Here is a 25,411-nt window from a genome sequence, read left to right on the forward strand (position 1 = left end):
GCCTCATCCCCCTCCTCTTAATACATTAAGTATACTTTTTTTTATGAGTTGATACTACCGTCCATCTTCTCTTCTTTAAGTAAACGATACATTTCTTTCGCATCTTCTTTACGTGCATGTTCTGCGATTGAATCGATGACGACCGTGACGAGTTTATTTCCGAAGCGAATTTGTAACTCATCTCCGACTTTGACTTCTGTGCTCGCCTTCGCGACTTGCCCATTCAGTTGAATTCGTCCTTGGTCCGCCACTTCTTTTGCCAAAGTGCGACGCTTGATTAGACGTGACACTTTTAAAAACTTATCTAGTCTCATAAACCTTTCTCCTTTGCCTCGTTCCAAAGCGCATCCATCTGTTCGAGTGTCATCTGGTGAAGGTCACCGTTCGCTTCCACATACTCGAATCGACGTTTGAACTTTCGGTTCGTCTGTTCTAATGCTTGCTCGGCATTCAGCCCAACGTATCGCGCAATGTTCACGATGGAGAACAATACGTCTCCAAGTTCCGATTCATCACTTAGGTCTTCATGCCATTCTTTTAACTCTTCTTCCAGTTTTTCGAAGGCACCGGATACGTCATCCCACTCAAATCCGACGTGAGCCGCTTTCTTTTGAAGTTGCTCCGCTCGCATCAATGAAGGTTGGTCGACGAGAACACCATCGAGTTGCGATTGTTTCTTTTCCCCTTTTTCCGTCTGTTTAATCGCATTCCAGTTTTTCACCACGTCAGAGGCATCTTCGACGGTGACATCGCCAAAGACGTGTGGATGGCGGCGCACCATCTTCTCACTGATGGAACCGATTACGTCACGAATATCGAAATAGCCCTCATCTTCTCCGATTTGAGCATGCAACATCACTTGGAGCAAGACGTCACCGAGTTCTTCGATGATGGCATCATCGTCTTCTGCATTGATTGCTTCAATCAACTCATACGCCTCTTCTAATAGGTACTTGCGAAGTGACGCATGCGTCTGTTTACGATCCCACGGGCACCCGTCTGGTCCTCGAAGCGTTGCGATGATTTGTTTGAGTGTCGCAAAATCCTTCGCCAAATACGATTCATCCACGAGCGGTGGAACGTAGAGGGTCGTCAAGTTATTCACTTCCGCCATCCGGTCCATTTCGAATAACGGAATGTGCTCAATCCGTTCTTGCGTCGTACCGGCAGCCGTCACAAGGGTGACGGGATGGTCATCCGGATACCGTTCCATCAATTGCACTTTGACGTCACCCGCCACGAATCCATCGTACACTTGCCCGATAAGCACATGTTGGGTCACCTGCAAACGTTCAAAGTCGAGCGCAGTCGCATCAAGCAGTTGAAATCCATTGATTGGATCAATTCGGAGCGCCTGGAACATGGCATCGAGGAAGCTCTGTCCACCGAGCACATGAAGATCGGCTCCCCGTTCCACCAATAGTTCGACGGTCCGTTCCGCTACGAACGGATGGCCCGGTACGGCGTATGTGATCGTCATTTCTTCACTTTTACTCAATAACGTCTCGACAATCTGGTCGTATACTTCTTCAAACGTATCACTCGATTCATAGACCGAATCAAATGATTCGAACACGAGTCCTTCCGCTTCTAACTCTTGAACGACAGGGTGTTCTTTTGTGCGCAACCAGACGAGCGGTTGCTGCTTTAAATGGCGGTACACACCGAGCGGCAATTGATTCAACTCACCAGACCCGAGTCCGACCACCGTGATTGTATAACCCATATTAGTTCTCCTTTTTCTCGAGCACGTCGAGCAGACGACTTCCGAACGGGATCAGTTCCCATTCCGCAAGTGACAGCATTCGCGTACTCCATAATCTCCATACATAGAGGAAGGCACCGCTACACACCATTCCGATTAACCAACCGAACGCAGTGATTCGCGAGTCGACCCACATCTGACCTAGCCAGTTTAACACGGCAATGAGGATCAGCATGGGTACGAGGGCTTTCCATAGCGACTTATAGTGTTTCGATCGAAATGATCCGAGCGGAATCGAGCGGTCAAGCGCCCGAAAATTATAGAATGCCATCGCTAAAAATCCAATCGACGTCCCGATTGCCGCGCCTTCGATTCCGTAACTCGGGACAAGCCATGCGTTTACCATACTTTTCATTAAAATTGCGACGACCATACTTCGTGCCGCGACCCACTCTCGGTCAATCGCCTGTAAACATGTCATACTCGCAATCGCCAAGGAGGCAGCAAACGTACTCGTCGCTAAGAAGACAAGGGCTCGCGTCCCGGACTCGTCTTCAAACAAGGCCACGTTCAAGAAAAACATGACTCCCATCAACCCGATGGTCGCTGCACCAGCAATCGCCGTCGTCACACGAATCATCGACCGGAGTCCCTGCGTCGTCTTTTGGAGATGCCCTGCCCGATAGTGACGGACGAGCGTCGGCACGTTGGCCATCCCGATGGTCGTGGTGAACAAAATGGCGAATTGCACGAGCGGATATCCTCGATCGAACACTCCTTTGCTCACCTTCGCCTCATATGTGCCACCCATCAAATTGACGATGGTGAAGGAGTCGACCAGTTGCATCCATAAAATCCCGAGTGATGCGAATCCGACCGCGAAACCCGTCGTCAACAAGAGTTTCATTCCTCTCCGAAACGTGACGCGGCGCACCCTCACAATCCGCACTCCTCGTGCGCGATAAACTAAAAAGGCAATCGCCACAAGCCCACCGATGAGCGTCGCACCATACGCATATTGACTGAGCGTATATGCATCTTTTCCGAGACGGACCCCAATCCATAATAGGGACAGCATGACCGTCACGCGGACAAAGTTCTCGAGCACTTGCGACCATGCGCTCGGTCGTAAGTCATCTCTCGATTGAAAAGCCCCGCGCAACACGGCTGACGCCGGCATGAGCAAATAACTCAAACTGATCACGCGAAGTGCAGGAGCTAGCTGCTCATCTCCAAGCCATTTCGCTAGGGTCGGGGCAAACAGCCATACCGTGACGACAAGCATGGACGAGAGTAGAAGCAAGGCGTAAAAGCTTCCCCATAAGACTTCTAACTTACGATTCGTCCCTTTCGCACCGACGCCGATTTTCGCAATGACGACCGGCATCGCATAAATGCCGAGTGACGCCACGATGGCCGCGAACGGATAGACGGTTTGATAGGCATAAAGTCCGAAGTCCCCCGCCAAGTTTTGATAGGGGACACGATAGGCGAAGCTGATCAGTTTCGATACGTAGCCGGCAAGGGCGAACAGAACGACGCCTTGCGCAAACTTACTTGGCGACCGCATCGCCCACCAACCGCTTCATCAGTTCTTCTAATACAGTATCGGCATCATTCAAGAGCTCTGTTAGCGGCATCCGACCGCTGAGTGACAGTTTCAAGGCACCGTCTTCTTGCCCTACGCCAAGCTTGCGACCAAGAGGCATCGACCACTCCATGAAGGACGGGACATCCAGAGCCGTCGTCGATTCTTTCGATAAGACAATCTCGATGCGTCCTGGCGTCTGCTTGATTCGACTCACTTTTGCCAGTTCTCCATAAATACGTAGACGTGTCAATTGAATGAGCAGCGCGACCGGTTCTGGGAATTCACCAAACCGTTCAATCAGTTCATCTTGAAGGGCGAACAACGCGCTCGGCGTATCTACATATTTGAAGCGTTTGTACATCTCAATCTTCAATTCGCTATCTGACAAGTAATCATCAGGAATATACGCATCGGCCTGGAACGTGATCTCCGGTTTGAAGACGACTTGTTTCGCTTGTCCACGCATGCGGTCTTTCCGTTCCTCAATGGCTTCAGAGAGCATTTGTGAGTACAGATCGAAACCGACCGAATCGATGAATCCAGACTGTTGTGCACCGAGTAAGTTTCCGGCTCCACGAATCGACAAGTCGCGCATCGCAATCTTAAAACCACTGCCGAGCTCTGTGAACTCTTTGATGGCCTGAAGACGACTTTCTGCCACTTCCGTCAAGCGCTTGTCTTTCCGATACGTAAAGTACGCATAGGCGATGCGATTCGAACGTCCGACACGACCTCGGAGTTGGTAGAGCTGGGACAGTCCCATTTTGTCGGCATCGTGGACGATGAGGGTGTTGACGTTTGGAATGTCGATTCCCGTCTCGATGATTGTCGTTGAGACTAAAATATCCGCCTCGCCCTCTAGGAAGCTGATCAACTGGCTCTCGAGCTCACTTTCAGTCATACGTCCATGGGCCGTAGCAATTCGTGCATCGGGCAATAAGGCCCGAATCTCTTCCGCTTTTCGTTCGATCCCTTCGACGCGGTTATAGAGGAAGAACGCCTGTCCTCCGCGAGCGAGTTCACGTTCGAGCGCTTCACGCAAGACGATGCCGTCGTATTCCATGACGTATGTTTGGACAGGATAACGATTCTCTGGCGGTGTCTCTAATACGGACAAATCACGGATTCCGATCATCGACATATGCAATGTCCGTGGAATCGGAGTCGCCGTCAGCGTCAGGACATCGATGTTCGTCTTCAGCTGCTTCAGACGCTCTTTATGTTTGACGCCGAACCGTTGTTCTTCATCGATGATGACGAGACCGAGATTGGCGAACGTCACGTCTTTTGACAACACGCGGTGTGTCCCGACGACGATGTCGATGGTACCTTCTTTCAACCCTTTCTTCGTCGCGGTCATCTCGCTCTTCGAACGGAAACGACTCATGACCGATACGTTGATCGGGAATTCGCTGAACCGCTCGAGCATCGTTTCATAATGCTGTTGGGCGAGGACGGTCGTCGGGACAAGAAAGGCCACTTGTTTACCGGCGAGTACGGCTTTGAACGCCGCCCGAATTGCCACTTCCGTTTTCCCGTATCCGACATCTCCACACAAAAGGCGATCCATCGGACGGGAGCGTTCCATATCCGCCTTGATTTCTGCAATCGAACGGACCTGGTCTTCTGTCTCGGCGTACGGGAAAGAGGATTCGAACTGACCCATTTCTTCATCGTCCGGAGGGAACGCGAAACCGACCGAGGCCTCTCGTGCCGCGTACAATTTAATGAGCTCATCAGCAATGTCTTCAACCGATTTGGCAACTTTCGATTTTACTTTCTTCCACTCGGTGCCGCCGAGTTTATAAATCTTTGGCTCTTTTCCTTCGGCACCGACATATTTTTGGACGAGATCGATTTGATCGACCGGCACGTAGAGGGCGTCGTCCCCTGCATAGACGAGGTGCAGGTAATCCTGATGGATCCCACCGACCTCGATTGTTTTAATGCCAAGGTACTTCCCGATTCCGTGGTGCACATGGACGACATAATCATTCGGCTTCAGCTCTTGGTAACTCTTGATTCGTTCGGCATTCGTCAAATTCTTCGTCTGACGTTTTCGTTTCGTCACACGCTTGAATAACTCTTCTTCCGATACGACAACGAGACGGCTCGTCGACAGTTCGAATCCACCTTCGATTTGACCGATGATGACCGAGACACGTCTCGGTTCTAACTCTCCATCGACATTGGTGAAAGTCGAGGCGATTCCATAGTCGGAAAGAAGCGCTTCGATTTTATCTGCACGCGACTTATCTCCCGCAAGTACGACGATGCGTTGATCACCTTGCTGCCATCGCTCGACTTCCTGTTTCAATAGATGCATCTGACCATGGAACGCCGGTAGCGGACGACAGCTCAAATGGACCGTATCGCTCTCCGGAATACCTGAACGACGAGACGGAAGCAAGGAGAACGCCACTTGCTTCAAGTCGCGGAAGACTTTATGCATCGGGACGGCGAGCGTGTAATTACTGACGGCTTCTCCTTTTTCGATGAGTGAAGAGAACCATTCCGCCTCTTCGCGGTCCTGTACGTCGGCAGCGTCATCGATTCGTGCCACCTCATCTAAAATGAGGACGGCGTCTTTCCCAACGTAGTCAAGGAGCGTGGACGTATAGAGCAATGGCGAATACTTCCCAACTTTCTCCGGGAGGTCTCCACGCTCAAGCCGCTCGATGTCTGTCACGACTCCCTCTTCAAGGGCTTGACGGATGACTTCATTTCCAATCAATTCGACGGTTCGGTCGTACTGTTTCCGAAGCGCACCGCCCGCCTGCTTCAGCTGATTCTCCGTTGCGATGAACTCGGTCGCAGGCGTAATGCACACTTCCCCCACTACACCAAGCGAGCGTTGCGTTTCCGCGTCAAACGTGAAAATGGAGTCAATCTCGGTGTCGAACAAATCGATTCGATATGGGCGCGCTTCCGTAAGAGGATAAACGTCTAGAATACTCCCTCGTACGGAAAATTCACCAGGTGTGGTCACCGTTGCCGTTCGTTCGTAGCCCATGCCCGTCAATTGTTTCGCAAAATCCGCTAAATCGAGGTCACTTCCCGGCTTCAACATAACGCGACTATCTTGCCACGCTTCCGGACTCGGTACATAGCGTCGTAATCCACCAAGCGGCACGACAACAACGCCTCCTGTTTGGTCGAGGAGACGAGTACGGGCATCGATTCGGGCAGCTAGCAGTTCCGGACTAGACGTCAGTGACAGTTCACCTGCTAGCGTCTCATCGATTGGATATAAGAGCGTTTTGTCCGGACCGATGAGTGATTCAAGTTGATCGAACATCTTTTGGGCTTGATACATGTTATGCGTCACGACGACGAGACGTCTCGATGACGATTTCACGAGTCCCGCCAAGATGAGGGCTTTCGCGCTTGTCGTCAATCCCGTCACCAATTGACGGTCCACTTTTTGGAGTCGCTCTCGAATCACATTCGTTTCAGGGAGCGCCACCATAAATCTCTCTAAAGCATTCATTTGTTTTCCTCCAACTCATACGACAAAAAAGGGTGCAATGACCCTTTAGTTGTATCGATTCATCAGCGCCAGCCAATCTGTGTCCACAAAATCAGTGGCTGCAGTTACGGCGTTATCGAGTGTTTCATTTAATGCCGGCAACTCGTCTTTGCGATAGTTCATCAACACCCAGTCGACGACTTTAATCGGGTGCGGGGGACGACCGATTCCGAGCTTTAATCGTTTGAATTCAGCCGTTCCTAAGTGTTGAATGAGAGATTTGATCCCATTATGACCACCCGCGCTCCCTTTCGGACGGAAACGAAGCTTGCCGGGCACCATATCCAAATCGTCATAAATGACTAATAAATCATCAATCTCAATCTTATAATAATCTAAAATGGGACGAACGGCTTCACCCGACAAGTTCATATACGTGAGTGGTTTGACGAGTACTACGCGTTCACCATTGATTCTTCCCGTTCCCATAAGGGCATTAAACTTCGCTTCATTCAGCGAGACGCCATGCTTTTCGGCGAGACGGTCAATCGCTAAAAACCCGACATTGTGTCGCGTCATCTCAAACTTTTTCCCGGGATTCCCAAGACCGACGATGCATTTCATATCATTTCCTCCTGAACAAAAAAGCCCAAAGGCGAATGCCTCCGGGCCTCGTTTTTTTAATCGAATAGGGTACTGACCGATTTATGCTCGTGTACGCGCATAATCGCTTCCCCAAGCAAATGGGCGACCGACATTTGCTTGATCTTGCTCGAGCAAGGGCGACCCGTCAAATCGATGGTATTTAAGACGACCAACTCTTTGATTGATGAATTGTCGATCCGCTCCATCGCTGGTCCAGAAAGAACTGGATGTGTACAAGACGCATACACTTCTTTCGCACCCGCTTCGACGATAGCATCTGCCGCAAGTGTGATCGTTCCAGCTGTATCGATAATGTCGTCAATCAAAATCGCCGTTTTCCCTTCGACACTGCCGACGATATTCATGACTTCAGCGACGTTCGCTTTCGGACGACGCTTGTCAATGATAGCAATCGGCGCTTTCAAACGTTCTGCCAATTTACGTGCACGTGTCACGCCACCGTGGTCTGGAGAAACGACCACGATATCTTTCGCTTGAAACTCTTCTGTTTCAAAGTAAGTCGAGATGAGCGGTACACCAAGTAATTGGTCAACCGGAATATTGAAGAATCCTTGAATTTGCGCTGCATGCAAATCCATCGTGATGACGCGTGTCGCACCCGCTACTGTAAGAAGGTCAGCGACAAGTTTCGCCGTGATCGGTTCACGCGAGCGTGCTTTACGGTCTTGACGTGCGTATCCATAATACGGCATCACGATGTTGATCGTACGGACAGAAGCACGTTTGAGTGCATCGATCATGACAAGCAATTCCATGAGCGTTTCGTTTACAGGCGAGCTTGTTGATTGGATGACATACACATCATCTCCACGAACACTTTCCTCGATGTTGATATAGAGTTCACCGTCGCTGAAACGTTTGACTTGGCAATCGCTGAGCGGGACACCAATTTCTTTCGCGATTTCTTCAGCAAGCGGGCGGTTCGAGTTTAAGCTAAATAGACGAATTTCTCGTTCGTATACAGTAGACATGTTTAGGATTCTCCTCCGTTGTTTTCCATAATGATTGGCAGCAAGTTATCGTTTTGTGTAGCCTTCTTTATTCGTTTGGCGTTCGCGTGCAATCGCTAGCGCCTCTTCTGGTACATCACTCGTAATCGTCGATCCAGCAGCGACAATCGCGCCTTTCCCGACTTTTACAGGGGCAATCAAGTTGACGTTACAGCCAACGAATGCATCGTCTTCCACGACTGTCTCGAACTTGTTCTTACCGTCATAGTTCACTGTGATCGAGCCACAGCCTAAGTTGACGCGCTCACCGATTGACGCATCCCCGATATAGCTCAAGTGTGACGCTTTCGCACCGTCACCGAACGTCGATTTTTTAATCTCTACAAAGTTGCCGACGCGCGTGTTCGCACCGAGGACAGCTTGTTGACGTAAGTGAGCGAACGGTCCGACTTGAGCCGCCTCACCGATTCGGCTATCAGTCACGACAGACTGGCGTACGACGGCATGGTCTTCAATCACACTGTTGCGGATGTCCGAGTTTGGTCCGATGACACATTCTGAGCCAATCGTCGTCTTGCCAAGAATGACCGTTCCCGGATAAATGACCGTATCCGATCCGATGACCACGTCTGGTGAAATGTACGTCGATGCCGGGTCCATGAAGGTAACCCCTTCACGCATGAGACGCTCATTTGTCCGCTTGCGCATGATGGCTTCTGCTTGCGACAAGGCGACGCGGTCATTGACCCCGATCGTCTCATCAAACGTCGGTGCTGTATGCGCCGCAACCACTTCGCCCGCTTCTTTTGCGATTGAAATGACGTCAGGTAAGTAATATTCGCCCTGTGCATTGTTGTTCCCGACTTGTTTGAGTGCATCGAACAACAATTCGTTATCGAATACGTACGTCCCTGTGTTGATTTCATTGATGGCGAGTTCTGCCTCTGAAGCATCTTTATGTTCCACGACTTTCGTCACATTCCCATCTTCACCACGAACGACTCGACCATATCCGGTCGCATCGTCAGCAATCGCAGTCAACACCGTGACTTTTGCTTGTTGCGCTTCGTGATGCGCGAGAAGGGCTTCTAACGTCTCTGCCGTGAGTAACGGTGTATCTCCACAGACGACAAGCGTCGCCCCTGATTTACCCGCAAGCTCTGCTTCAGCCATCTGAACAGCGTGCCCTGTTCCAAGCTGTTCTTCCTGGACCGCATACTCTACCCGTGTGCCGAGCGTGTCTTGTACCGCTTCCGCCCCATGGCCAACGATTACGATTTGACGACTGACACCGATTTGGTCTAACTGATCGACAACATGCTCGACCATTGGTTTCCCTAGAACTGGATGAAGTACTTTATATAACTTCGACTTCATTCGCGTCCCTTTTCCTGCTGCCAAAATGACTGCAAAACGCTCCATGCTTGATTCGCTCCTATCTCACAACAGCTGTGATTGGTCTGTATAGTTCGGCTTTTCTGCAACTAAATCCTATTTACACCGTTTCTACTATATCGAAACCATGCCTTCGTTTCAATAGTTGTACCGTTCCTTAACCATTGAAACGCAAAAAAACAGCGGCAGGCAACCTAACCGCTGTTTTCTGTCATTCATGTGTACCGTATGACACATGTTGTGGGTCAAGGATTTCCACATCCATATTGGAATAGGTTTCCAATACAGCGGCTTCGACCTTTTGTCGCATCTCCCCGTTAATCGGATGCGCAATATCCCGAAAAATCCCTTCTGGTGTCCGTTTGCTCGGCATGGCGACAAATAGACCGCTACTTCCTTCGATGATTCGAAGGTCATGTACAACGAATTCATGGTCAAGTGTGATTGAGGCCAACGCTTTCATTCTGCCTTCTGTCGCGACTTTGCGAATTTTTACGTCTGTGATCTGCATGTTTCGCATCCCCTTTTTCATCGTTGTCTACGCCATGGTGTGATCTTCTGTAAGGTTCAGTTGGTTTCAAACGAACGTCATGACTTCATATTGATAACTCTATACCCTCTAATCATAAAACGAAATCAAAATTTTGCCAATCACTTTAAGAATTGTTCCACATTCCCCCGCGAAATGGTGACAAGCCCTTCATCAGGATCGACATTCGTTAACTTCATCAAGCTGACGTATTCACTCACCATCTTCTTCTCGGCTCCTTCGGCCTCCATCAAGACACCGACGCCCGCAAGGTTAGCCTCGAATTCATTCAAGAGACTCATCATCCCACGAATCGTTCCGCCGGCCTTCATAAAGTCGTCAATTAGGAGCACATTCGCACCACGTGGCAGACTGCGACGTGCGAGCGCCATCGTACGGATCGCTTTCGATGAACCCGATACATAATTGATACTGACGGTCGAGCCTTCTGTGACACGGCTATCCGAACGAACGATGACAAACGGAACACCTAACTGCTCAGCGACCGCATAGGCAAGTGGAATCCCTTTCGTCGCAATCGTCATGACCACATCGACTTTACGGTCGGCGAAGACGGACGCAAAGACCTGCCCCATCGGTTTCACCTGACTTGGATTACCTAGTACATCCGTGAGGTAGAGATAGCCTCCTGGTAAGAGACGCTCCGGTTTTGATAGTTGCTCACAGAGCGTGTCAATCATCTCCAGCGACTTTTCCTTACTCCATCCCGGGATGAACATGACACCACCGGCTGCACCAGGGACAGTCACCAGTTTTCCAATCCCATCATGGGACAACATTTCACTGACAATGACAAGGTCTTCACTAATCGACGACTTTGCAGCTTTATAACGACTTGAAAACATCGACAACGAGACAAGCTGATGCGGATGATCAAGTAAATAACGGGTCATATCGACGAGACGACCACTTCTACGAATTTTCATACGGATTCTCCTTCACATCTTCAATAATAAACGAATGTTCTATTGAGAATATATCACTTTCATTCGTTTTTGTTCAATGTCTTTTGCCGAGAATCCGAACGACGAACACTTCTGGGCAAAATCCTTTCAATCCATTATAGATTCGATGCGCTTTTTGCTCGTGTTCAATCAGCGCAAACACGGTCGGTCCGCTTCCACTCATGAGAACACCTTCCGCTCCGCAATGACGCATCGTTTCTTTGATTTGTTTCACTTCCGGGTGCAGCTTAAGTGTCACACTCTCAAGTGAGTTCCCAAGGTGTTCACAGATTCCATGAAAATCTTTTTGACGAATCGCCTCCACCATGGCATCGGTATCAGGATGATATACCTCTTCCATACGCACTGCCCGATACACATCTGCCGTCGATACCCCAATTTTCGGTTTACCGAGAACGACATAGCACGGTGGCGGGGACGGAATCATTTCTAACTGTTCACCACGACCTCTTGCAATGGCTGTGCCACCGATGACACAAAACGACACGTCCGATCCGATCTCGGCACCGAGCTCTGCTAGCTCCTCTAATGACAAGTTCAATGAAAACAGTTCGTTCATCCCACGGAGCGTTGCCGCCGCATCACTCGAGCCACCTGCAAGGCCAGCTGCCACGGGAATCTGTTTATCGAGCACAATCTCGACCCCTTGCTGAATGTTAAAACGCTCGCGCAACAATTCTGCTGCTCGATACGCCAAATTCCGATGATCATTCGGCACATAGGCGTGTTCTGATTGAATCCGAATCTCATCCGACTCTAAAACTGTCAACTCCAAGCGATCTGCCAAGTCGACTGTCGTCATTACCATTTCTACTTCATGATAGCCGTCCGGACGCTTTCCAAGGACATCAAGTGTCAAATTAATTTTTGCCGGCGCTTTCACACTGATCGTGCGCATCACGTTCACCCTTCCCATTTGTCTCCTGTTCGCCATTGTACCGTAAACGGGCGCACAAAAAAAGAAGCAGCTGCCAATGCATCCGCCCCTCATTTATAAATCAATTACCGAATTCAATTTTAACTGTATCCGTTAGGACATCAGCGTAGCTATACGAGACACGTTCCACATTATGCAGGTCTTCATCCAATTTCACAACGAACACCGCAGGATATGTCTCAACGAGCGTTCCAAACCGAGTAACAACTTTCTTACGACCGCCGTTTGCTTTCAACGTCAATCGTTCACCAACATGCGATTCGAGTTTTTGTCTGATTTCTTGTAACGTCTTTGGCATACGCTTCACCTCACTGTTACAAGTATAGCATAATTGAATATGAAAATAAAGATTAATATTATAACGACTCGTTTTCAGGTCGTCAACTATTTTTAAGTGGTAAAATTGTGTCAGACAAACGTGCGAATTCTTCTAGGCTTAACGTCTCTCCACGACGTTTCGGATCGATTCCAGCCTCGTGAAGCGAACGTTCGAGTTCGACCTTATGTTCTTTCCCGATATAGTTTGTCAAATTGTTCAGGATGGTTTTACGGCGCTGAGCGAAGCTTGCTCGGGCCACATCAAAGAAAAATGCTTCGTCTTTCACTTGTACGGCCGGTTCTTTACGCATTCGTAGTGTAATGACGGCCGAATCGACGTTCGGTGCTGGGATGAACACGTTTTTCGGGACGATGAAACTGACTTCCGCCTCCGCATAATACTGAATCGCAATCGATAGCGAGCCGTATGCTTTCGTGCCAGGTTTTGCTCCAATCCGTTCTGCCACTTCTTTTTGAATCATCATGACGAGCGAACGGAACTTAACACCGCTCTCAAGCAATCGCATAATGATCGGTGTCGTGACATAGTAAGGTAAGTTGGCGACCACCGAAATATCTTCAATACCTTCGTTTAAAAATTCTTGCTCCACGATCTCCCGTAAGTCCAGTTCCAATGCATCCCCATGGATGACTTTCACATGCGGATAAGGCGACATCGTATCATCTAAAATCGGCAAAAGACGTTGGTCGATTTCAAGCGCAACGACCTTTTTGGCACGCTTGGCCGATTGTTCGGTCAATGAGCCGATTCCGGGACCGATTTCAAGGACACCACTCACTTCACTCAGTTCTGCTGCTCCGACAATTTTACTCAAGATGTTCAAATCGATTAAAAAGTTTTGACCGAGCGATTTTTTGAATGAAAACCCATGTCGCTCTAAAATCGCTTTCGTTCGTTGGATTGTTGCAATGTCTTTCAACCCTGTTCCTCCTCTAATTGAGCAAGTGCCTGCTCCCACTCTTCGATCGTGACGCCGAGCGCCTCGACCCGTTTTACAAATTGTTTGGCATTCGGCTCACCGATTCGAAGCAACACCCCGAGTCGCTTCCGACGCGTCGCGGCCGCTGCTCCACCGATTAAATCCGCCTCCAACACCATTTTCCGTGTGACGATTGGTTGGTCCGTTTCGACACGCGGTTCAAACACTGCTCCTAAGACACGGCGAAGTGACTCCGGACTCGCATGTTCCACACCGATTTTCCCACGCTTGTCCTTCGCCTCGGCCCGAGGCAAATGTGCGTGCTTACATCCTTTGACGCGTTCCTCGACAATCGCCCGAATACGGTCTCCCGGATAATCTGGGTCCGTCAAAATGATGACCCCGCGCTTCTCCTGAGCACGACGGATTCGTTCAATCGTCTGATCGGATACGGCAGACCCGTTCGTTTCAATCGTATCGACGTCGAACACTTCTTGAAGTCGTGCCGTGTCGTCACGCCCTTCTACGACGATAATTTCTTGTATTTTCTCACGCATTGTCTGATCCTTCTTTCTCTTCTTCCTGCTTCGGAATCACCCAGATGGTGAGCGGTTTGCGACCGAACGTCACGGCCTCTTCCTTTTCATCCATCATGATATCGATTTTTTGCCCTTTGATCGCACTTCCTGTATCCAAGGCAATCGCCATACCGATCCCCTCGACATACACGCGGGTCCCGAGTGGAATGATGGCAGGGTCGACGGCGATGATGCGCATGCCTTCATACAAAATCGTGTCGGTCACATCATATCCGCTTCTTGTCAGCACGCGTCCGTCATACGTCACCGTGTCTTCCGGATTGTTCGTATAAGCGGTCGCTTCCACAAGCAATTGTTTTGCGGATGAAAAATCAAGTACGTCATCTGTTTTCGGCGGTTCGGCAATCTCGACTTCAGCTTCTGGAATGAATGGGCTCGATTCATCCGCGGTCGTCGACTCAGCGTCGGTTACCGGTTCCGTGACTTTCTTCGTTCCCACTTTGATAATCTGCGGCATCGTTTTACGCAATGTCTCGACATCTGTTTTCGTACGATTTGTAATTGTACCATTTTCCACAGTAAGTGCATACCTTGTCCGTTCAAGTCCAGGAACCCCGACCTGCACCATTTGCTTCACACCTTCTTCGAGCGTGTCATCCTCTTCCTCAACCACTTCAAACGGAATCAACTCACTCTCATATTGAACGACATCACGATTCGTATTGACCGTAATCGTCAACCCTTCTCGGATCGGTGTGGAAGGAGCCGGCATGACCGTATCACTTTCCGTCACATCGATGTTCTCTTCCATTAAGAGTTGCTCCACATCCGTAGCCATTGTATAAATGGTCAACGCCTCTTGACCGACAATGAGATTCACGGCCACGACCGGTTGATATCGAATCGTCATCCCATTCGTCACCGGTGTACGGACCGATGGATACACCGTATCTCCGTCCCGTACCGTGACTCCGTATCGTAGTAAGACATCCTTTACGGTCCGCTCGCGCGTCTGCACTGTCTCCGTTTGACCGTAGCCAATCTGGAGCGAAACCTCGTGTGAACGCTCAATCCGAATCAAGCGGTCGTCCGGTACATCCTCACTGAGCGCCGGTGTGACATAATCTGATTCATCTAGTGTGATATTTAACTCTTCAAGCACCTCGAGAACCGAGTCAGCTCGTGTTTCATGCTCGATGACCACACCGTCATCGACGATTCGAATCGATTCAGGTTGTAACATCACGTACGCCACAGAAGCCGTCGCAATAATACCGATACTCGCTAATACACGCTTGATCATGGGAGTCGGAACAACTTCTTCGCATTGGCTGTCGTGGCTGCAGCGAGCTCATCGTACGGCATATCGCGAAGGGTGGCGATCTCTTCAGCTACGTATTTGACGTATGCTGGTTCGTTACGTTTTCCCCGGAACGGTGTTGGGGTCAAGTACGGGCAATCCGTCTCGACAAGCAGACGATCCAGCGGCACTTCTTGCGCCACCAACTTCGGAACCTTCGCATTTTTGAACGTGACCGGTCCTCCTAACGAAATATAGAAGTTCAAGTCTAAACAACGAGGCAAAAGTTCGACGGACATGCTGTAACTATGGAACACACCACCGACTGCTTCGGCATGCTCTTCTTCTAAAATATGAAGGACATCTGCCGTTGCTTCTCGGTTATGAATGACAATCGGCATATTCGTCCGTTTGGCAATGGCGATTTGTTGACGGAAGAGGCGTTGTTGCATATCTTTCGGTGATTTGTCCCAATGATAATCGAGTCCGATTTCACCGAGTGCCATGACTTTCGGATGACTCATGAGTGTTTCGATTCGTGCTAAATCCGCATCCGTACAGTCAATCGCATCGACAGGATGCCATCCGACAATGGCATAGATATCTTCGTACGTTTCCGCCAGTTCAATGGCTCGATCGATGGTCGGTGTATCAAATCCGACGACGAGTAACGGAGAAACGCCCGCTTCTCTCGCTCGCACAATTGTCTCCTCCACGTCTTCACTGAACTGTTCCGCATTGATGTGCGTATGTGTATCAATCAACATCTTGTTTCCTCCTTAGAAAAAGAGAGGGAGACCGCGGTCTCCCCCATTCCATTATTTGACGATGGCACCGTTCGGCATCTGGTCTGAGACCGTCGCGAGCTCGAGTTTCCCGTCACGATCCGCCGCTAGAATCATCCCTTGCGAGAGTTCTCCACGGAGCTTGACTGGTTTCAAGTTTGCGACAACGATGACTTTCTTGCCAACCAAATCTTCAGGGGCATACCATTCAGCGATACCAGACACGATTTGACGTGTCTCTTTCCCAAGGTCGACTTGAAGTTTCAACAGTTTCTTCGCTTTTTTAATCTTATCGGCTTCGACGATTTGACCGACACGGAATTCGACTTGGTCGAAGACATCAATCGTGATTTCAGGACGAATGTCTTCGTCAGTTTCTTCTACTGATGCCGTCTCCGTCTCTTCAATCCGTGCTTTAGACGCCTGACGCATCATTTCTTGGATTGCATCGACTTCTTCTTTCACATCACGACGTGGGAAAATCGGTGTCCCGTCCGTCACGACCGCATTGCTAAAGTCTGCGAATGTATCCAACGCCTCCCATGACATGTCCTCTCCCTCGAGTCCGAGCTGACGGAACATCTCTTTTGGAGCGCGCGTCATGAACGGTTGAATCATGATGGCAACATGACGAAGTACGCCCGCAAGATGTGTCATGACAGAAGCCAGCTCCTCGCGCTTCGACTCCTCTTTCACGAGAACCCATGGTTGTGTCTCATCGATATATTTATTCGCACGGCTGACGAGTTGCCAAATGTTTGTGAGTGCGACCGAAAACTCCATGTGCTCCATGGCTTCTTCTGTTTTGCGTGTCGTCTCTTTCACCACGTTCAACAATTCTGCATCAAATGCCGTGACATTTCCGTTATATGCCGGAATATTTCCGTCGAAGTACTTTTTAATCATCGCAATGGTGCGATTCAATAAGTTTCCGAGGTCGTTCGCTAAATCAAAGTTCAAGCGGTCAACGAACGCTTCCGGCGTGAACGTGCCATCCGCTCCGAATGGAACTTCACGGAGAAGATAATAGCGGACCGAGTCGAGGCCGTAACGATCAATCAATGGGATCGGGTCCACGACGTTCCCTTTCGATTTCGACATCTTCCCATCCTTCATGAGCAACCATCCGTGCGCAAATACTTGCTTCGGTAATGGAAGATCAAGTGCCATTAAGAGGGCTGGCCAAATGATCGTATGGAAACGTACGATTTCTTTCCCTACCAAATGAACGTCTGCTGGCCAGTAACGGTTGAAGAGTTCATCGTTGTCTGTACCGTATCCGAGTGATGAGATATAGTTTGTGAGCGCATCGACCCATACGTACACGACGTGCTTCGGGTTCGATGGGACTTGGACGCCCCAATCAAACGTCGTGCGTGATACAGCCAAATCTTGAAGACCCGGCTTTAAGAAGTTATTGATCATCTCGGTTTTACGAGATTCTGGCAAAATAAAATCAGGATGTGACTCAAAATATTCAATCAAGCGGTCAGCGTATTTGCTGAGACGGAAGAAGTAGCACTCCTCACGAACGAGCTCGACCGGATGTCCGCTGTCAGGACTTTTTCCATCGACGAGCTGCGATTCAGTGTAGTACGTTTCATCCGGTACGGAATACCATCCTTCGTACTCACCGAGGTAGATGTCCCCATTTTTAAGTAATGTCTCAAAAACATGCTCGACCACTTTCTTATGGCGGTCCTCTGTCGTACGGATGTAGTCATCGTACGAAATTTCGAGACGGTCCCATAAGACCTTGATCTCTTCCACGACTTCATCCACGAAAGCTTGTGGCGTCACGCCTGCCTCTTTCGCTTTTTCTTGAATCTTTTGACCGTGCTCATCCGTTCCGGTCAAATAACGGACGTCAAACCCTTTTAAGCGTTTGTAGCGCGCAATCGCATCACCTGCTACCGTGGTATATGCGTGACCGATGTGCAGTTTTGCACTCGGATAATAAATTGGGGTTGTAATATAAAAAGTCGGCTTCGCCATGATTTATTCTCCATCCTTTCGACATATGCAATTTCCATTATACACGGTTCGACAAAAGAATTTCCAAACCTAATTGTTTGGAATTTTTTTGCGTTTTCTTCGTCATAAATATTCCAAAAATACCCTTTCTTTGTTTCAAGTTCAAACTTACGGGGAAATTTAGGTATATATCGTTCTTGATTCGACAAATTTCGAAAATTTACTTTTCCAGATAGTAAGCAGTTGACTGCAATTGGAAAGTTTAGTATGCTTTTTGCTGTAGTCACATTGTCGAATTTTGACGATTCATGTCACCACGAGATTTCGACATCATTGGAGGAGGAAACACAAAATGAAATCTACAGGTATTGTACGTAAGGTTGATGAGCTTGGTCGTGTCGTTATTCCAATCGAATTGCGTCGTACACTCGGTATTGCAGAGAAAGATGCTCTCGAAATTTACGTCGACAACGATCAAATCGTTTTGAAAAAATATAAGCCAAACATGACTTGCCAAGTTACAGGCGAAGTATCAGATGATAACTTCAAATTGGCAGACGGCAAACTCATCTTGTCACCAGAAGGTGCACAACGTGTTCTCGTTGAGTTGAAGAACATGCTCGAAAATTACTACAGCGAAGAGTAAGCAAGGATTTCCTTGCTTACTCTTTTTTATGCAATTGATGATACGCATCGTATACATCGTTCCGAGATTCGCCGCGGTCTTTCGCAGTCTGTTTGATTGCTGCGTTTGGTTTTTGTCCTTCTTCAATATAGTGAACCACGTGTTCATACGTAGAGAGTGCTTCCCACCACGTAGTCGTAGGAGCCGCCTCTGTCGCTCCACTCACCAAGACGACAAACTCACCACGCACTTCACCCTCACACCATGTCAACGCCTCATCCACAGTTCCTCTCAAAAACTCTTCAAACGTTTTTGTCAGTTCACGACCTAATACGATTTGTCGATTCCCGAACACTTGTCGAATCGCTGTCAACATCTCTTTCAAACGATGAGGAGCCTCATAAAAAATGACGGTGCCAGGTTCGTATTGAATCGATTCGAGAATCTCAACCCGATCCTTCTTCTTACGCGGCAAGAAACCGTAATAGAGAAAACGTTCAGTTGCAAGACCGGATGCGACGAGTGCCGTAAGTGCTGCATTCGCACCGGGTAAGACGACAACCGGGATGTTTGCCTCAATGGCTAATCGCACGAGATCGCTTCCCGGGTCTGAAATTCCAGGCATACCTGCATCTGAGACAACGGCAATCGATTTTCCGGACAACAGATCGTCAATCAGTCTTGGTCCACTCACTTCTTTATTATGTTCATGATAGCTAATCAATTTTGTCGCAATGTCAAAGTGTCGGCAAAGCTTCATCGTTTGTCGTGTGTCTTCCGCTGCGATTAAGTCTACTTCCTGAAGGGTCCGTACCGCGCGATACGTCATATCCTCCAAGTTCCCAATTGGGGTCGGCACGACATACAACGTCGGTTGTTCAGTTTGATAGCTCTTCTGTGAATTCATTGGTCGTCCCCTCCATCAACTTCTCTTTTTGTGCTCGGGTCAATTGCTTGATGGACCATTCGTATCGCATGGCCTCCCGCTTCGTCTCAAACGATTGTACGTACCGAAGTCGTACAGGGAGACGGGCTTTCGTATATTTCGCACCTTTCCCGGCATTATGTGCAAGGAGTCGTTTTTCCACGTCTGTCGTATAGCCCGTGTAATACGTTCCATCACCGCATTCCAAGATGTACGTATAATGTTTAGGCATCGAGAATAGCTCGCATCGCTTCTGTATACGTATCGTCTTCTTCATAGACAACAAATGGCGGTAAAATTTTAAGACCTGCTTTTCCATCTTTCGATCCCTCGATTAATAAGGTATTCGCCTCGCGTCCCGCTTTCGGGTAAACGAGTTGCATTCGTTTTGGTTCAATTCGATACGCACGCATCAACGTCAGGATATCCAGTAAACGTTCTGGCCGATGCACGAACGCCACTTTCCCTCCCGGTTTGACGAGTTGACTGGCCGTCTTGATGCAATCTTCTAACGTGCACAGCACTTCATGGCGCGCAATCGTATGATGCTCATTTTGATTTCGGAGTGACGTCTCGTTCGCTAAAAAGTAGGGCGGGTTACATGTGACTACGTCATATCGTGCATGCCCGAGCTGCGTCGCTGCCGTTTTCACATCGCCCTCCACCACTCGAATTCGCTCTTCGAGACGATTGACCGCCATGCTTCGATTCGCCATGTCGACCAGTTTCGATTGAATCTCCACACCTGTTATCGTTCCTTTTGTACGATATGACAAAAAGAGCGGGATTGCCCCGGTGCCAGCACACAAATCGACCAGTTGTCCTTTTTGGATAGGCACCCATACAAACTCTGCAAGCAGTACCGCATCTAATGAAAATGAGAACACATCATCACTTTGAATGATTTTACCTGGACGTCCGAGCAAATCATCAAGGCGTTCTCCATCCTTAACCGTTACCATCGTTTCCTCCTTCTATAAAAGAAAGGCGACGGATAGGGAACCCCTATCTATCGCCCCGTATTAATGTTTATTGAGCATCGACAAACAGAAGAGACAGTCCCCATCTTTTCGTACCTGTCCGTAATGGAGGTTACAAATGTGGAATCCTTCTTGATACAGCGCAGCCAAATTGTTCTGCCCTTTCCCAGACAATGCGATTTGTGAATCACCATTTGTCGTATCAACTTCTGCCAATTGTTCGACTTTTTCGCGTAAGTGATGATTCTCTAGATACATATGCTGGTTCTCTTCAAGCAAATAAGCGAGCTGCTCTTTTAACACGCCTAAATGTTCGGTGAGGAGCTGCATCTGTTGCTCGATCGCATCCACCCGCATCATCACTTCTTTTTTGTCCATTCTTTCCACTGCTCAGCACCCCATCACTGTTTTGACGGTTTTCGTTTAATCGCACCCACTTCAACGAGTTCATCAATCGTATACGTGACGACACGTGTCCGATCGTGGAGCTCGACTTGAATGAGTTGGTCCAAAATGTTAAGACCGATTACCCGACCATCACCTTCTGGAATTTTGATTCGCTTGCCGACGTCTGGTAAATCACGTTTCAGTTCTTCATATGTGTCATTCTCATATTTCAAACAGCACATCAGACGACCACATACTCCAGAGATCTTATTCGGATTCAACGAGAGATTCTGGTCTTTGGCCATTTTGATCGAGACCGGTTCGAATTCCCCAAGAAATGACGAGCAGCAAAGAACCCGACCACATGGCCCAATCCCGCTAAGGAGTTTCGCTTCATCACGAACGCCGATTTGTCGGAGCTCGATTCGTGTCCGAAACACACTAGCTAAGTCTTTTACCAATTCTCGAAAGTCGACGCGACCCTCGGCAGTAAAATAAAAGATCACTTTATTGCGATCAAATGTATACTCAACATCAACTAGCTTCATTTCTAATTGATGTTCTCGAATTTTTTCTTCACAGACGGCGTGAGCATCAACGGCTGCCAGTCGATTATCGCGTACGATATCCGCATCCTTTTGGTCCGCGACACGAAGGATTGTCTTCAATGGCAGGACGACTTCGTCTTCACCGAGCTGCTTGTCGACTTGGACGATTTCCCCATACTCAATGCCACGTACCGTTTCAACGATGACATGGTCCCCACGTTTAAGCGTTGCATCGCCTGGTGAAAAGTAATAGATTTTTCCCGCTTCTTTAAAACGGACTCCAACTACTTCAAGCACGCGCTTCTATCCTTTCTGCAAATCGAACGAAAGTCGTTCGAACGTTAATTGAGGATTGACGTTTGCCTCAAGTCGCCGAATGGCCGCATGTACACTTTCAATCGCATGTGTAAGCTTGGTGACAGATCGATTTTGGATAAACGCGTTGTACAAGGCAGCCTCATTCTTAAATAGCTTCGGAGCATACATATCTCGCACTTTTAAATGAAGTGCCTCCTCCAGCCAATGTTCGAATAATTCAAGACCGACTCGCAACTCATTCCGTCCTTTGAAATGCCCTAACCATTTTTCTTGTGCGAACAAGAGCAACTCTTGAGGTCGTTTCGTCAATACTTCAATTAATTGTACCACTAGCCCGTACGCCTGTACAAACCACTCCTGCTCAAGTGCCTCTTTCGCGTCATCCCATTTCGGATAAACGGTCAAGGCAAGGTATGCCAAATCATACGTACAGGACAGTTCTTCTGACATTGTTTGCGCCAACTGAGCTCGGTCGATTGGACGAAAAGCAAGTTGTTGCGCACGCGAACGAATCGTCGGAAGAAGCAACTGTGGTTGTGTCGTCACTAAAATAGCAAGCTTACCTACACCCGGTTCTTCAAAGAACTTCAATAGACTGTTCGCCGCTTGAGTCGTCATCTTGTGCGCTTGATGAATGACGTACACTTGGCGATCACCTTCAGCACCTCGTAGTGATAAATCACTGAGCAATTGCTGAATCTGTTCTTTTTTTATACTCGCACCGTCCGGCTCCACTTCGATGTAGTCGACAATGTTTTTAGAATCCATACGCCGACAGTTTCGACACACTCCACAAGGCTCTGCACCATCTGGTGATTCACAAAATAAGGCTTTGGCGAACAATGTGGCTGTATCAATCAAATAAGGCTCATAATCTCCTGAGAAGATATACGCATGCCCCACTTTATTCGAAACGATTGAATTTTGAATGATGCGAGAAACGACAGTTTGCGACTCGCTCAATTCTTGAAAACGCATATGCCCAACTCCCATTAAAACTGATGGAATCCTTCGATCGGCAAGACGAATACCGTCGCCCCTCCGACTTGTACTTCGACTGGGTAAGGAATATACGAATCCGCATGTCCTCCCATCGGTGAGATCGGCGTAATCATTTGGTCGCGGCTCGAGCAGTTCGATTGAATCACGTCCATCAAATCATCAAGACGCTCTTGTGGAATCCCCATCATAAACGTTGTATTACCTTCTTTTAAAAATCCACCAGTCGTGGCTAACTTTGTTGCGCGAAAATCTTGCTCGACGAGTGCGTCGGACAAACGTGCGCTATCCTTATCATGTACGATTGCAATTACCATTTTCATCATTTTTGTACGCCTCCTTGTTGTAGTCGTTCGATCGTATAGTCAAGTACCTCATCTTGAATGCATTCAATCGATTGATCGGCATCAATCCGAACGATGCGTTCTGGATACTGTTTCAGTAACGTTTGGAATCCTGCATAGACACGCTCATGGAATGCATGATCACGACTCTCGATCCGATCAAGCTGTCCCCGATCTTTCATACGTGCACTCGCCCGTTCCGGATTCAAATCGAATAAAAAGGTTAAATCGGGCGTGAGACCATTCGTCGCCCATTCATTCAATGACCGAATCTGATCAAGGTCATACTGCAATCCATATCCTTGATAAGCAATGGATGCATCGATGAACCGGTCGCAGAGAACAATGGCGCCCCGCTCTAACGCTGGCCGAATCACTTGTTCCACGTTCTGAGCCCGTGATGCGGCATAGAGCATCATCTCCACGCGTGGTGTCATCTCATGATGATCGGGAGACAATAACACTTCGCGAATCTGATTCCCGACCGTTGTTCCTCCAGGTTCTCGGGTCACGACGATGTCATATCCTTTTTGTTTTAAGTTTTCTACTAATAATTGAAGCTGTGTGGACTTTCCTGATCCATCCGGTCCTTCAACCGTAATAAACATTCTGTTCACGTTTTAAAACTCCTCTACAATAACGTCAATTTGCTCTATCATAACATGCTTACTAGCTTGAAGCTTCCTCCCTAAAGAAATCCATTCCCGGAGCACCCGGATTTTTTCTTCTGTAATCCGCTCTCCTTTTAGAATCCATGGAATACCTGGTGGATATGGAATCACCGTCTCTGCTGAAATCAATCCGATTGCTTGGTCGAACAGAACTCGCTGAATTGGAAGAGCTGTTTCAGACGTATAGAGTTCAGACACGCGCTCGGTTTGTGGGAAGGGAAAGATCGTTTCATCGTCTTCAATGATCGGCACATGGGTAGATGCTTTTTTTATTAATTTGATCCAATGTTCGATTTCCTGTTTCTTTATTTCCCTGAATGGCAAGCAGAATAACACATGATCGACTGCCGCCAACTCGATGTCTATGCCGATTGAGGCGAGATGCTGACTAAAGATCAATCCATTCTTCGGATAAGTCAGAATCGTCACTTTCGTAAAGTCATCTCCGACTTTTACAACAAAACCAGCTCGTTTTAATTCAAGAACAAATTGTGCATGGCTTTTTTGGATTGCGGACCATTCCTCATCCGTTAAACGTTCTAGATAAGAACGAGCATAATCCAATGAAGCCATGACGAGATAAGACGGACTCGAAGTCTGAAAAGAAGATAATGCATGCTTCAAGCGCGCTTCATCGATATGATCTTTATAGTGAACCCAAGCCCCCATAGTGAGGGCAGGCAACGTTTTATGAGCGGACTGCACGACTGCGCTCGCTCCTTCGAAGATTGCAGAGCGACGTGGCAACTGTGGATGAATCAAATGAGCGCCGTGTGCCTCATCGACGAGCAATGGAATGTCGAATGATGTCAAATAGTCCGAAATCGTTCGAATGTCTGCCATATCCCCGTAATAGGTCGGAGACGTCAACATGACGGCTTTCCCTCCAGGATATTCTTGAATGGCCTGTTCGATCGTATCTAATGTCACGACAGTCGGGATGCCTGTGCCACGTTCAATGGTAGGTGTTAGTAAGACTGGCTTTAATCCTAACCATTCGATTGCGTTCCAAACCGATTTATGTGAGTTCCGTTGAACATATACCCGTTCACCACGTTTCACTGTTGCCGCGAGCATACTCCAATTTCCCGCAGTCGATCCGTTGACAAGCCATTTACTTTTACTCTCATACAACTTACCCAATGCACATTCTGCTTGCTCGATGATTCCCGAGGTATCGTGCAAATCATCTAAATGCGCTAGCTCGGTCAAGTCGTAAGGCATGACTTTTGCGAATGCATCAGGTAAGCGATCATCAACCACTGTACCATTATGATGACCTGGTACGTGGAAAGAGACGCGGTGTTCACGAACATGCTGTTCCAGAACCTCTAAAAATGTAAACGGATTTTCCCGAGCAGGAGCCATCTGTTATTCCTCCTAAACTATAAAAATATGAAAAAAGACGATCAAGCATATGCTTGATCGTCTTCTGCGTTGGCCTGGCAACGTCCTATCCTCACAGGGGGAGATCCCCCAACTACTTTCGGCGCTGAGACGCTTAACTTCCGTGTTCGGCATGGGAACGG

General features: G+C 48.4%; 26 protein-coding genes and 1 rRNA gene. 1 reads left to right on the forward strand and 26 read right to left on the reverse strand.

The window, feature by feature from the left end; genetic code table 11:
• Positions 1 to 41: 41 nt before the first annotated feature.
• The 16 genes from KNO68_RS14285 to metG form a co-directional block, all read right to left on the reverse strand.
• The gene (locus tag KNO68_RS14285) at positions 42 to 314 is read right to left on the reverse strand and encodes an RNA-binding S4 domain-containing protein (RefSeq protein WP_012727726.1); all 273 of its coding nucleotides are present in this window, start codon (positions 312 to 314) and stop codon (positions 42 to 44) included.
• Positions 311 to 1,726, reverse strand: coding sequence for a bifunctional methyltransferase/pyrophosphohydrolase YabN (yabN, locus tag KNO68_RS14290; RefSeq protein WP_215112666.1), 1,416 nt, complete (start codon positions 1,724 to 1,726; stop codon positions 311 to 313). The genes KNO68_RS14285 and yabN overlap by 4 nt, the downstream gene beginning before the upstream one ends.
• Before the next feature lies 1 nt (position 1,727).
• Positions 1,728 to 3,275 carry a polysaccharide biosynthesis protein gene (locus KNO68_RS14295; RefSeq protein ID WP_215112665.1) on the reverse strand — a complete coding sequence of 516 codons (1,548 nt, stop codon included), beginning with the start codon at positions 3,273 to 3,275 and terminating at the stop codon, positions 1,728 to 1,730.
• On the reverse strand, positions 3,259 to 6,786 hold the full coding sequence (gene mfd, locus KNO68_RS14300; RefSeq protein ID WP_215112664.1) for a transcription-repair coupling factor: 3,528 nt from the start codon (positions 6,784 to 6,786) through the stop codon (positions 3,259 to 3,261). The genes KNO68_RS14295 and mfd overlap by 17 nt, the downstream gene beginning before the upstream one ends.
• 45 nt (positions 6,787 to 6,831) lie before the next feature.
• Positions 6,832 to 7,389 (reverse strand): aminoacyl-tRNA hydrolase, encoded by a 558-nt coding sequence (gene pth, locus KNO68_RS14305; RefSeq protein WP_215112663.1) that lies wholly within the window; start codon positions 7,387 to 7,389, stop codon positions 6,832 to 6,834.
• 56 nt (positions 7,390 to 7,445) lie between these two features.
• Positions 7,446 to 8,402: a ribose-phosphate diphosphokinase gene (locus KNO68_RS14310; RefSeq protein ID WP_012727731.1), complete on the reverse strand. Its 957-nt coding sequence runs from the start codon at positions 8,400 to 8,402 to the stop codon at positions 7,446 to 7,448.
• A 45-nt stretch (positions 8,403 to 8,447) separates the two neighbouring features.
• Positions 8,448 to 9,803: a bifunctional UDP-N-acetylglucosamine diphosphorylase/glucosamine-1-phosphate N-acetyltransferase GlmU gene (glmU, locus tag KNO68_RS14315; RefSeq protein ID WP_012727732.1), complete on the reverse strand. Its 1,356-nt coding sequence runs from the start codon at positions 9,801 to 9,803 to the stop codon at positions 8,448 to 8,450.
• Positions 9,804 to 9,987: 184 nt separating this feature from the next.
• On the reverse strand, positions 9,988 to 10,287 hold the full coding sequence (gene spoVG / locus KNO68_RS14320) for a septation regulator SpoVG (protein ID WP_012727733.1): 300 nt from the start codon (positions 10,285 to 10,287) through the stop codon (positions 9,988 to 9,990).
• 140 nt (positions 10,288 to 10,427) lie between these two features.
• A complete protein-coding gene (gene purR, locus KNO68_RS14325; protein WP_012727734.1) occupies positions 10,428 to 11,252 on the reverse strand; it encodes a pur operon repressor in 825 nt (274 codons plus the stop codon).
• A 73-nt stretch (positions 11,253 to 11,325) separates the two neighbouring features.
• Positions 11,326 to 12,189: a 4-(cytidine 5'-diphospho)-2-C-methyl-D-erythritol kinase gene (gene ispE / locus KNO68_RS14330; RefSeq protein WP_168169881.1), complete on the reverse strand. Its 864-nt coding sequence runs from the start codon at positions 12,187 to 12,189 to the stop codon at positions 11,326 to 11,328.
• Positions 12,190 to 12,289: 100 nt separating this feature from the next.
• Positions 12,290 to 12,526 (reverse strand): Veg family protein, encoded by a 237-nt coding sequence (locus KNO68_RS14335; protein ID WP_012727736.1) that lies wholly within the window; start codon positions 12,524 to 12,526, stop codon positions 12,290 to 12,292.
• An 82-nt stretch (positions 12,527 to 12,608) separates the two neighbouring features.
• Positions 12,609 to 13,487 carry a 16S rRNA (adenine(1518)-N(6)/adenine(1519)-N(6))-dimethyltransferase RsmA gene (gene rsmA / locus KNO68_RS14340; protein WP_012727737.1) on the reverse strand — a complete coding sequence of 293 codons (879 nt, stop codon included), beginning with the start codon at positions 13,485 to 13,487 and terminating at the stop codon, positions 12,609 to 12,611.
• Positions 13,484 to 14,044 (reverse strand): ribonuclease M5, encoded by a 561-nt coding sequence (gene rnmV, locus KNO68_RS14345; protein WP_074035294.1) that lies wholly within the window; start codon positions 14,042 to 14,044, stop codon positions 13,484 to 13,486. The genes rsmA and rnmV overlap by 4 nt, the downstream gene beginning before the upstream one ends.
• On the reverse strand, positions 14,037 to 15,329 hold the full coding sequence (locus tag KNO68_RS14350) for a 3D domain-containing protein (RefSeq protein ID WP_214873965.1): 1,293 nt from the start codon (positions 15,327 to 15,329) through the stop codon (positions 14,037 to 14,039). The genes rnmV and KNO68_RS14350 overlap by 8 nt, the downstream gene beginning before the upstream one ends.
• On the reverse strand, positions 15,326 to 16,093 hold the full coding sequence (locus KNO68_RS14355; protein WP_215112662.1) for a TatD family hydrolase: 768 nt from the start codon (positions 16,091 to 16,093) through the stop codon (positions 15,326 to 15,328). Before KNO68_RS14355 ends, KNO68_RS14350 begins: the two co-directional genes overlap by 4 nt.
• 51 nt (positions 16,094 to 16,144) lie before the next feature.
• Positions 16,145 to 18,106 (reverse strand): methionine--tRNA ligase, encoded by a 1,962-nt coding sequence (gene metG / locus KNO68_RS14360; protein WP_214689620.1) that lies wholly within the window; start codon positions 18,104 to 18,106, stop codon positions 16,145 to 16,147.
• Between the two features lie 331 nt (positions 18,107 to 18,437).
• Here metG and KNO68_RS14365 point away from each other — a divergent pair, with 331 nt between their 5' ends.
• Positions 18,438 to 18,731 carry a transition state genes transcriptional regulator AbrB gene (locus KNO68_RS14365; protein WP_012727742.1) on the forward strand — a complete coding sequence of 98 codons (294 nt, stop codon included), beginning with the start codon at positions 18,438 to 18,440 and terminating at the stop codon, positions 18,729 to 18,731.
• A gap of 16 nt (positions 18,732 to 18,747) precedes the next feature.
• Here KNO68_RS14365 and rsmI read toward each other — a convergent pair whose 3' ends face one another.
• The 10 genes from rsmI to rrf form a co-directional block, all read right to left on the reverse strand.
• A complete protein-coding gene (gene rsmI / locus KNO68_RS14370; RefSeq protein WP_215112661.1) occupies positions 18,748 to 19,617 on the reverse strand; it encodes a 16S rRNA (cytidine(1402)-2'-O)-methyltransferase in 870 nt (289 codons plus the stop codon).
• Positions 19,589 to 19,867: a GIY-YIG nuclease family protein gene (locus KNO68_RS14375; RefSeq protein WP_012727744.1), complete on the reverse strand. Its 279-nt coding sequence runs from the start codon at positions 19,865 to 19,867 to the stop codon at positions 19,589 to 19,591. Before KNO68_RS14375 ends, rsmI begins: the two co-directional genes overlap by 29 nt.
• A complete protein-coding gene (locus tag KNO68_RS14380; RefSeq protein ID WP_078145936.1) occupies positions 19,860 to 20,597 on the reverse strand; it encodes a tRNA1(Val) (adenine(37)-N6)-methyltransferase in 738 nt (245 codons plus the stop codon). The genes KNO68_RS14375 and KNO68_RS14380 overlap by 8 nt, the downstream gene beginning before the upstream one ends.
• Before the next feature lie 60 nt (positions 20,598 to 20,657).
• On the reverse strand, positions 20,658 to 20,993 hold the full coding sequence (gene yabA, locus KNO68_RS14385) for a DNA replication initiation control protein YabA (protein ID WP_012727746.1): 336 nt from the start codon (positions 20,991 to 20,993) through the stop codon (positions 20,658 to 20,660).
• A 23-nt stretch (positions 20,994 to 21,016) separates the two neighbouring features.
• A complete protein-coding gene (locus tag KNO68_RS14390; RefSeq protein WP_031421801.1) occupies positions 21,017 to 21,847 on the reverse strand; it encodes a PSP1 domain-containing protein in 831 nt (276 codons plus the stop codon).
• Between the two features lie 6 nt (positions 21,848 to 21,853).
• Entirely contained in the window at positions 21,854 to 22,846 is a 993-nt protein-coding gene (locus KNO68_RS14395; RefSeq protein ID WP_214689629.1) for a DNA polymerase III subunit delta', read from the reverse strand.
• Between the two features lie 14 nt (positions 22,847 to 22,860).
• Positions 22,861 to 23,190: a cyclic-di-AMP receptor gene (locus tag KNO68_RS14400; protein WP_031421800.1), complete on the reverse strand. Its 330-nt coding sequence runs from the start codon at positions 23,188 to 23,190 to the stop codon at positions 22,861 to 22,863.
• Positions 23,190 to 23,819: a dTMP kinase gene (tmk, locus tag KNO68_RS14405; RefSeq protein WP_251025018.1), complete on the reverse strand. Its 630-nt coding sequence runs from the start codon at positions 23,817 to 23,819 to the stop codon at positions 23,190 to 23,192. The genes KNO68_RS14400 and tmk overlap by 1 nt, the downstream gene beginning before the upstream one ends.
• Before the next feature lie 12 nt (positions 23,820 to 23,831).
• Positions 23,832 to 25,250, reverse strand: coding sequence for an aminotransferase class I/II-fold pyridoxal phosphate-dependent enzyme (locus KNO68_RS14410; protein WP_214812820.1), 1,419 nt, complete (start codon positions 25,248 to 25,250; stop codon positions 23,832 to 23,834).
• Between the two features lie 72 nt (positions 25,251 to 25,322).
• A 5S ribosomal RNA gene (rrf, locus tag KNO68_RS14415) occupies positions 25,323 to 25,411 on the reverse strand; the annotation flags it as partial.

The sequence above is a fragment of the Exiguobacterium sp. s75 genome, assembly GCF_018617145.1.
In the GTDB taxonomy this organism is placed as follows: Bacteria; Bacillota; Bacilli; order Exiguobacteriales; family Exiguobacteriaceae; genus Exiguobacterium; species Exiguobacterium profundum.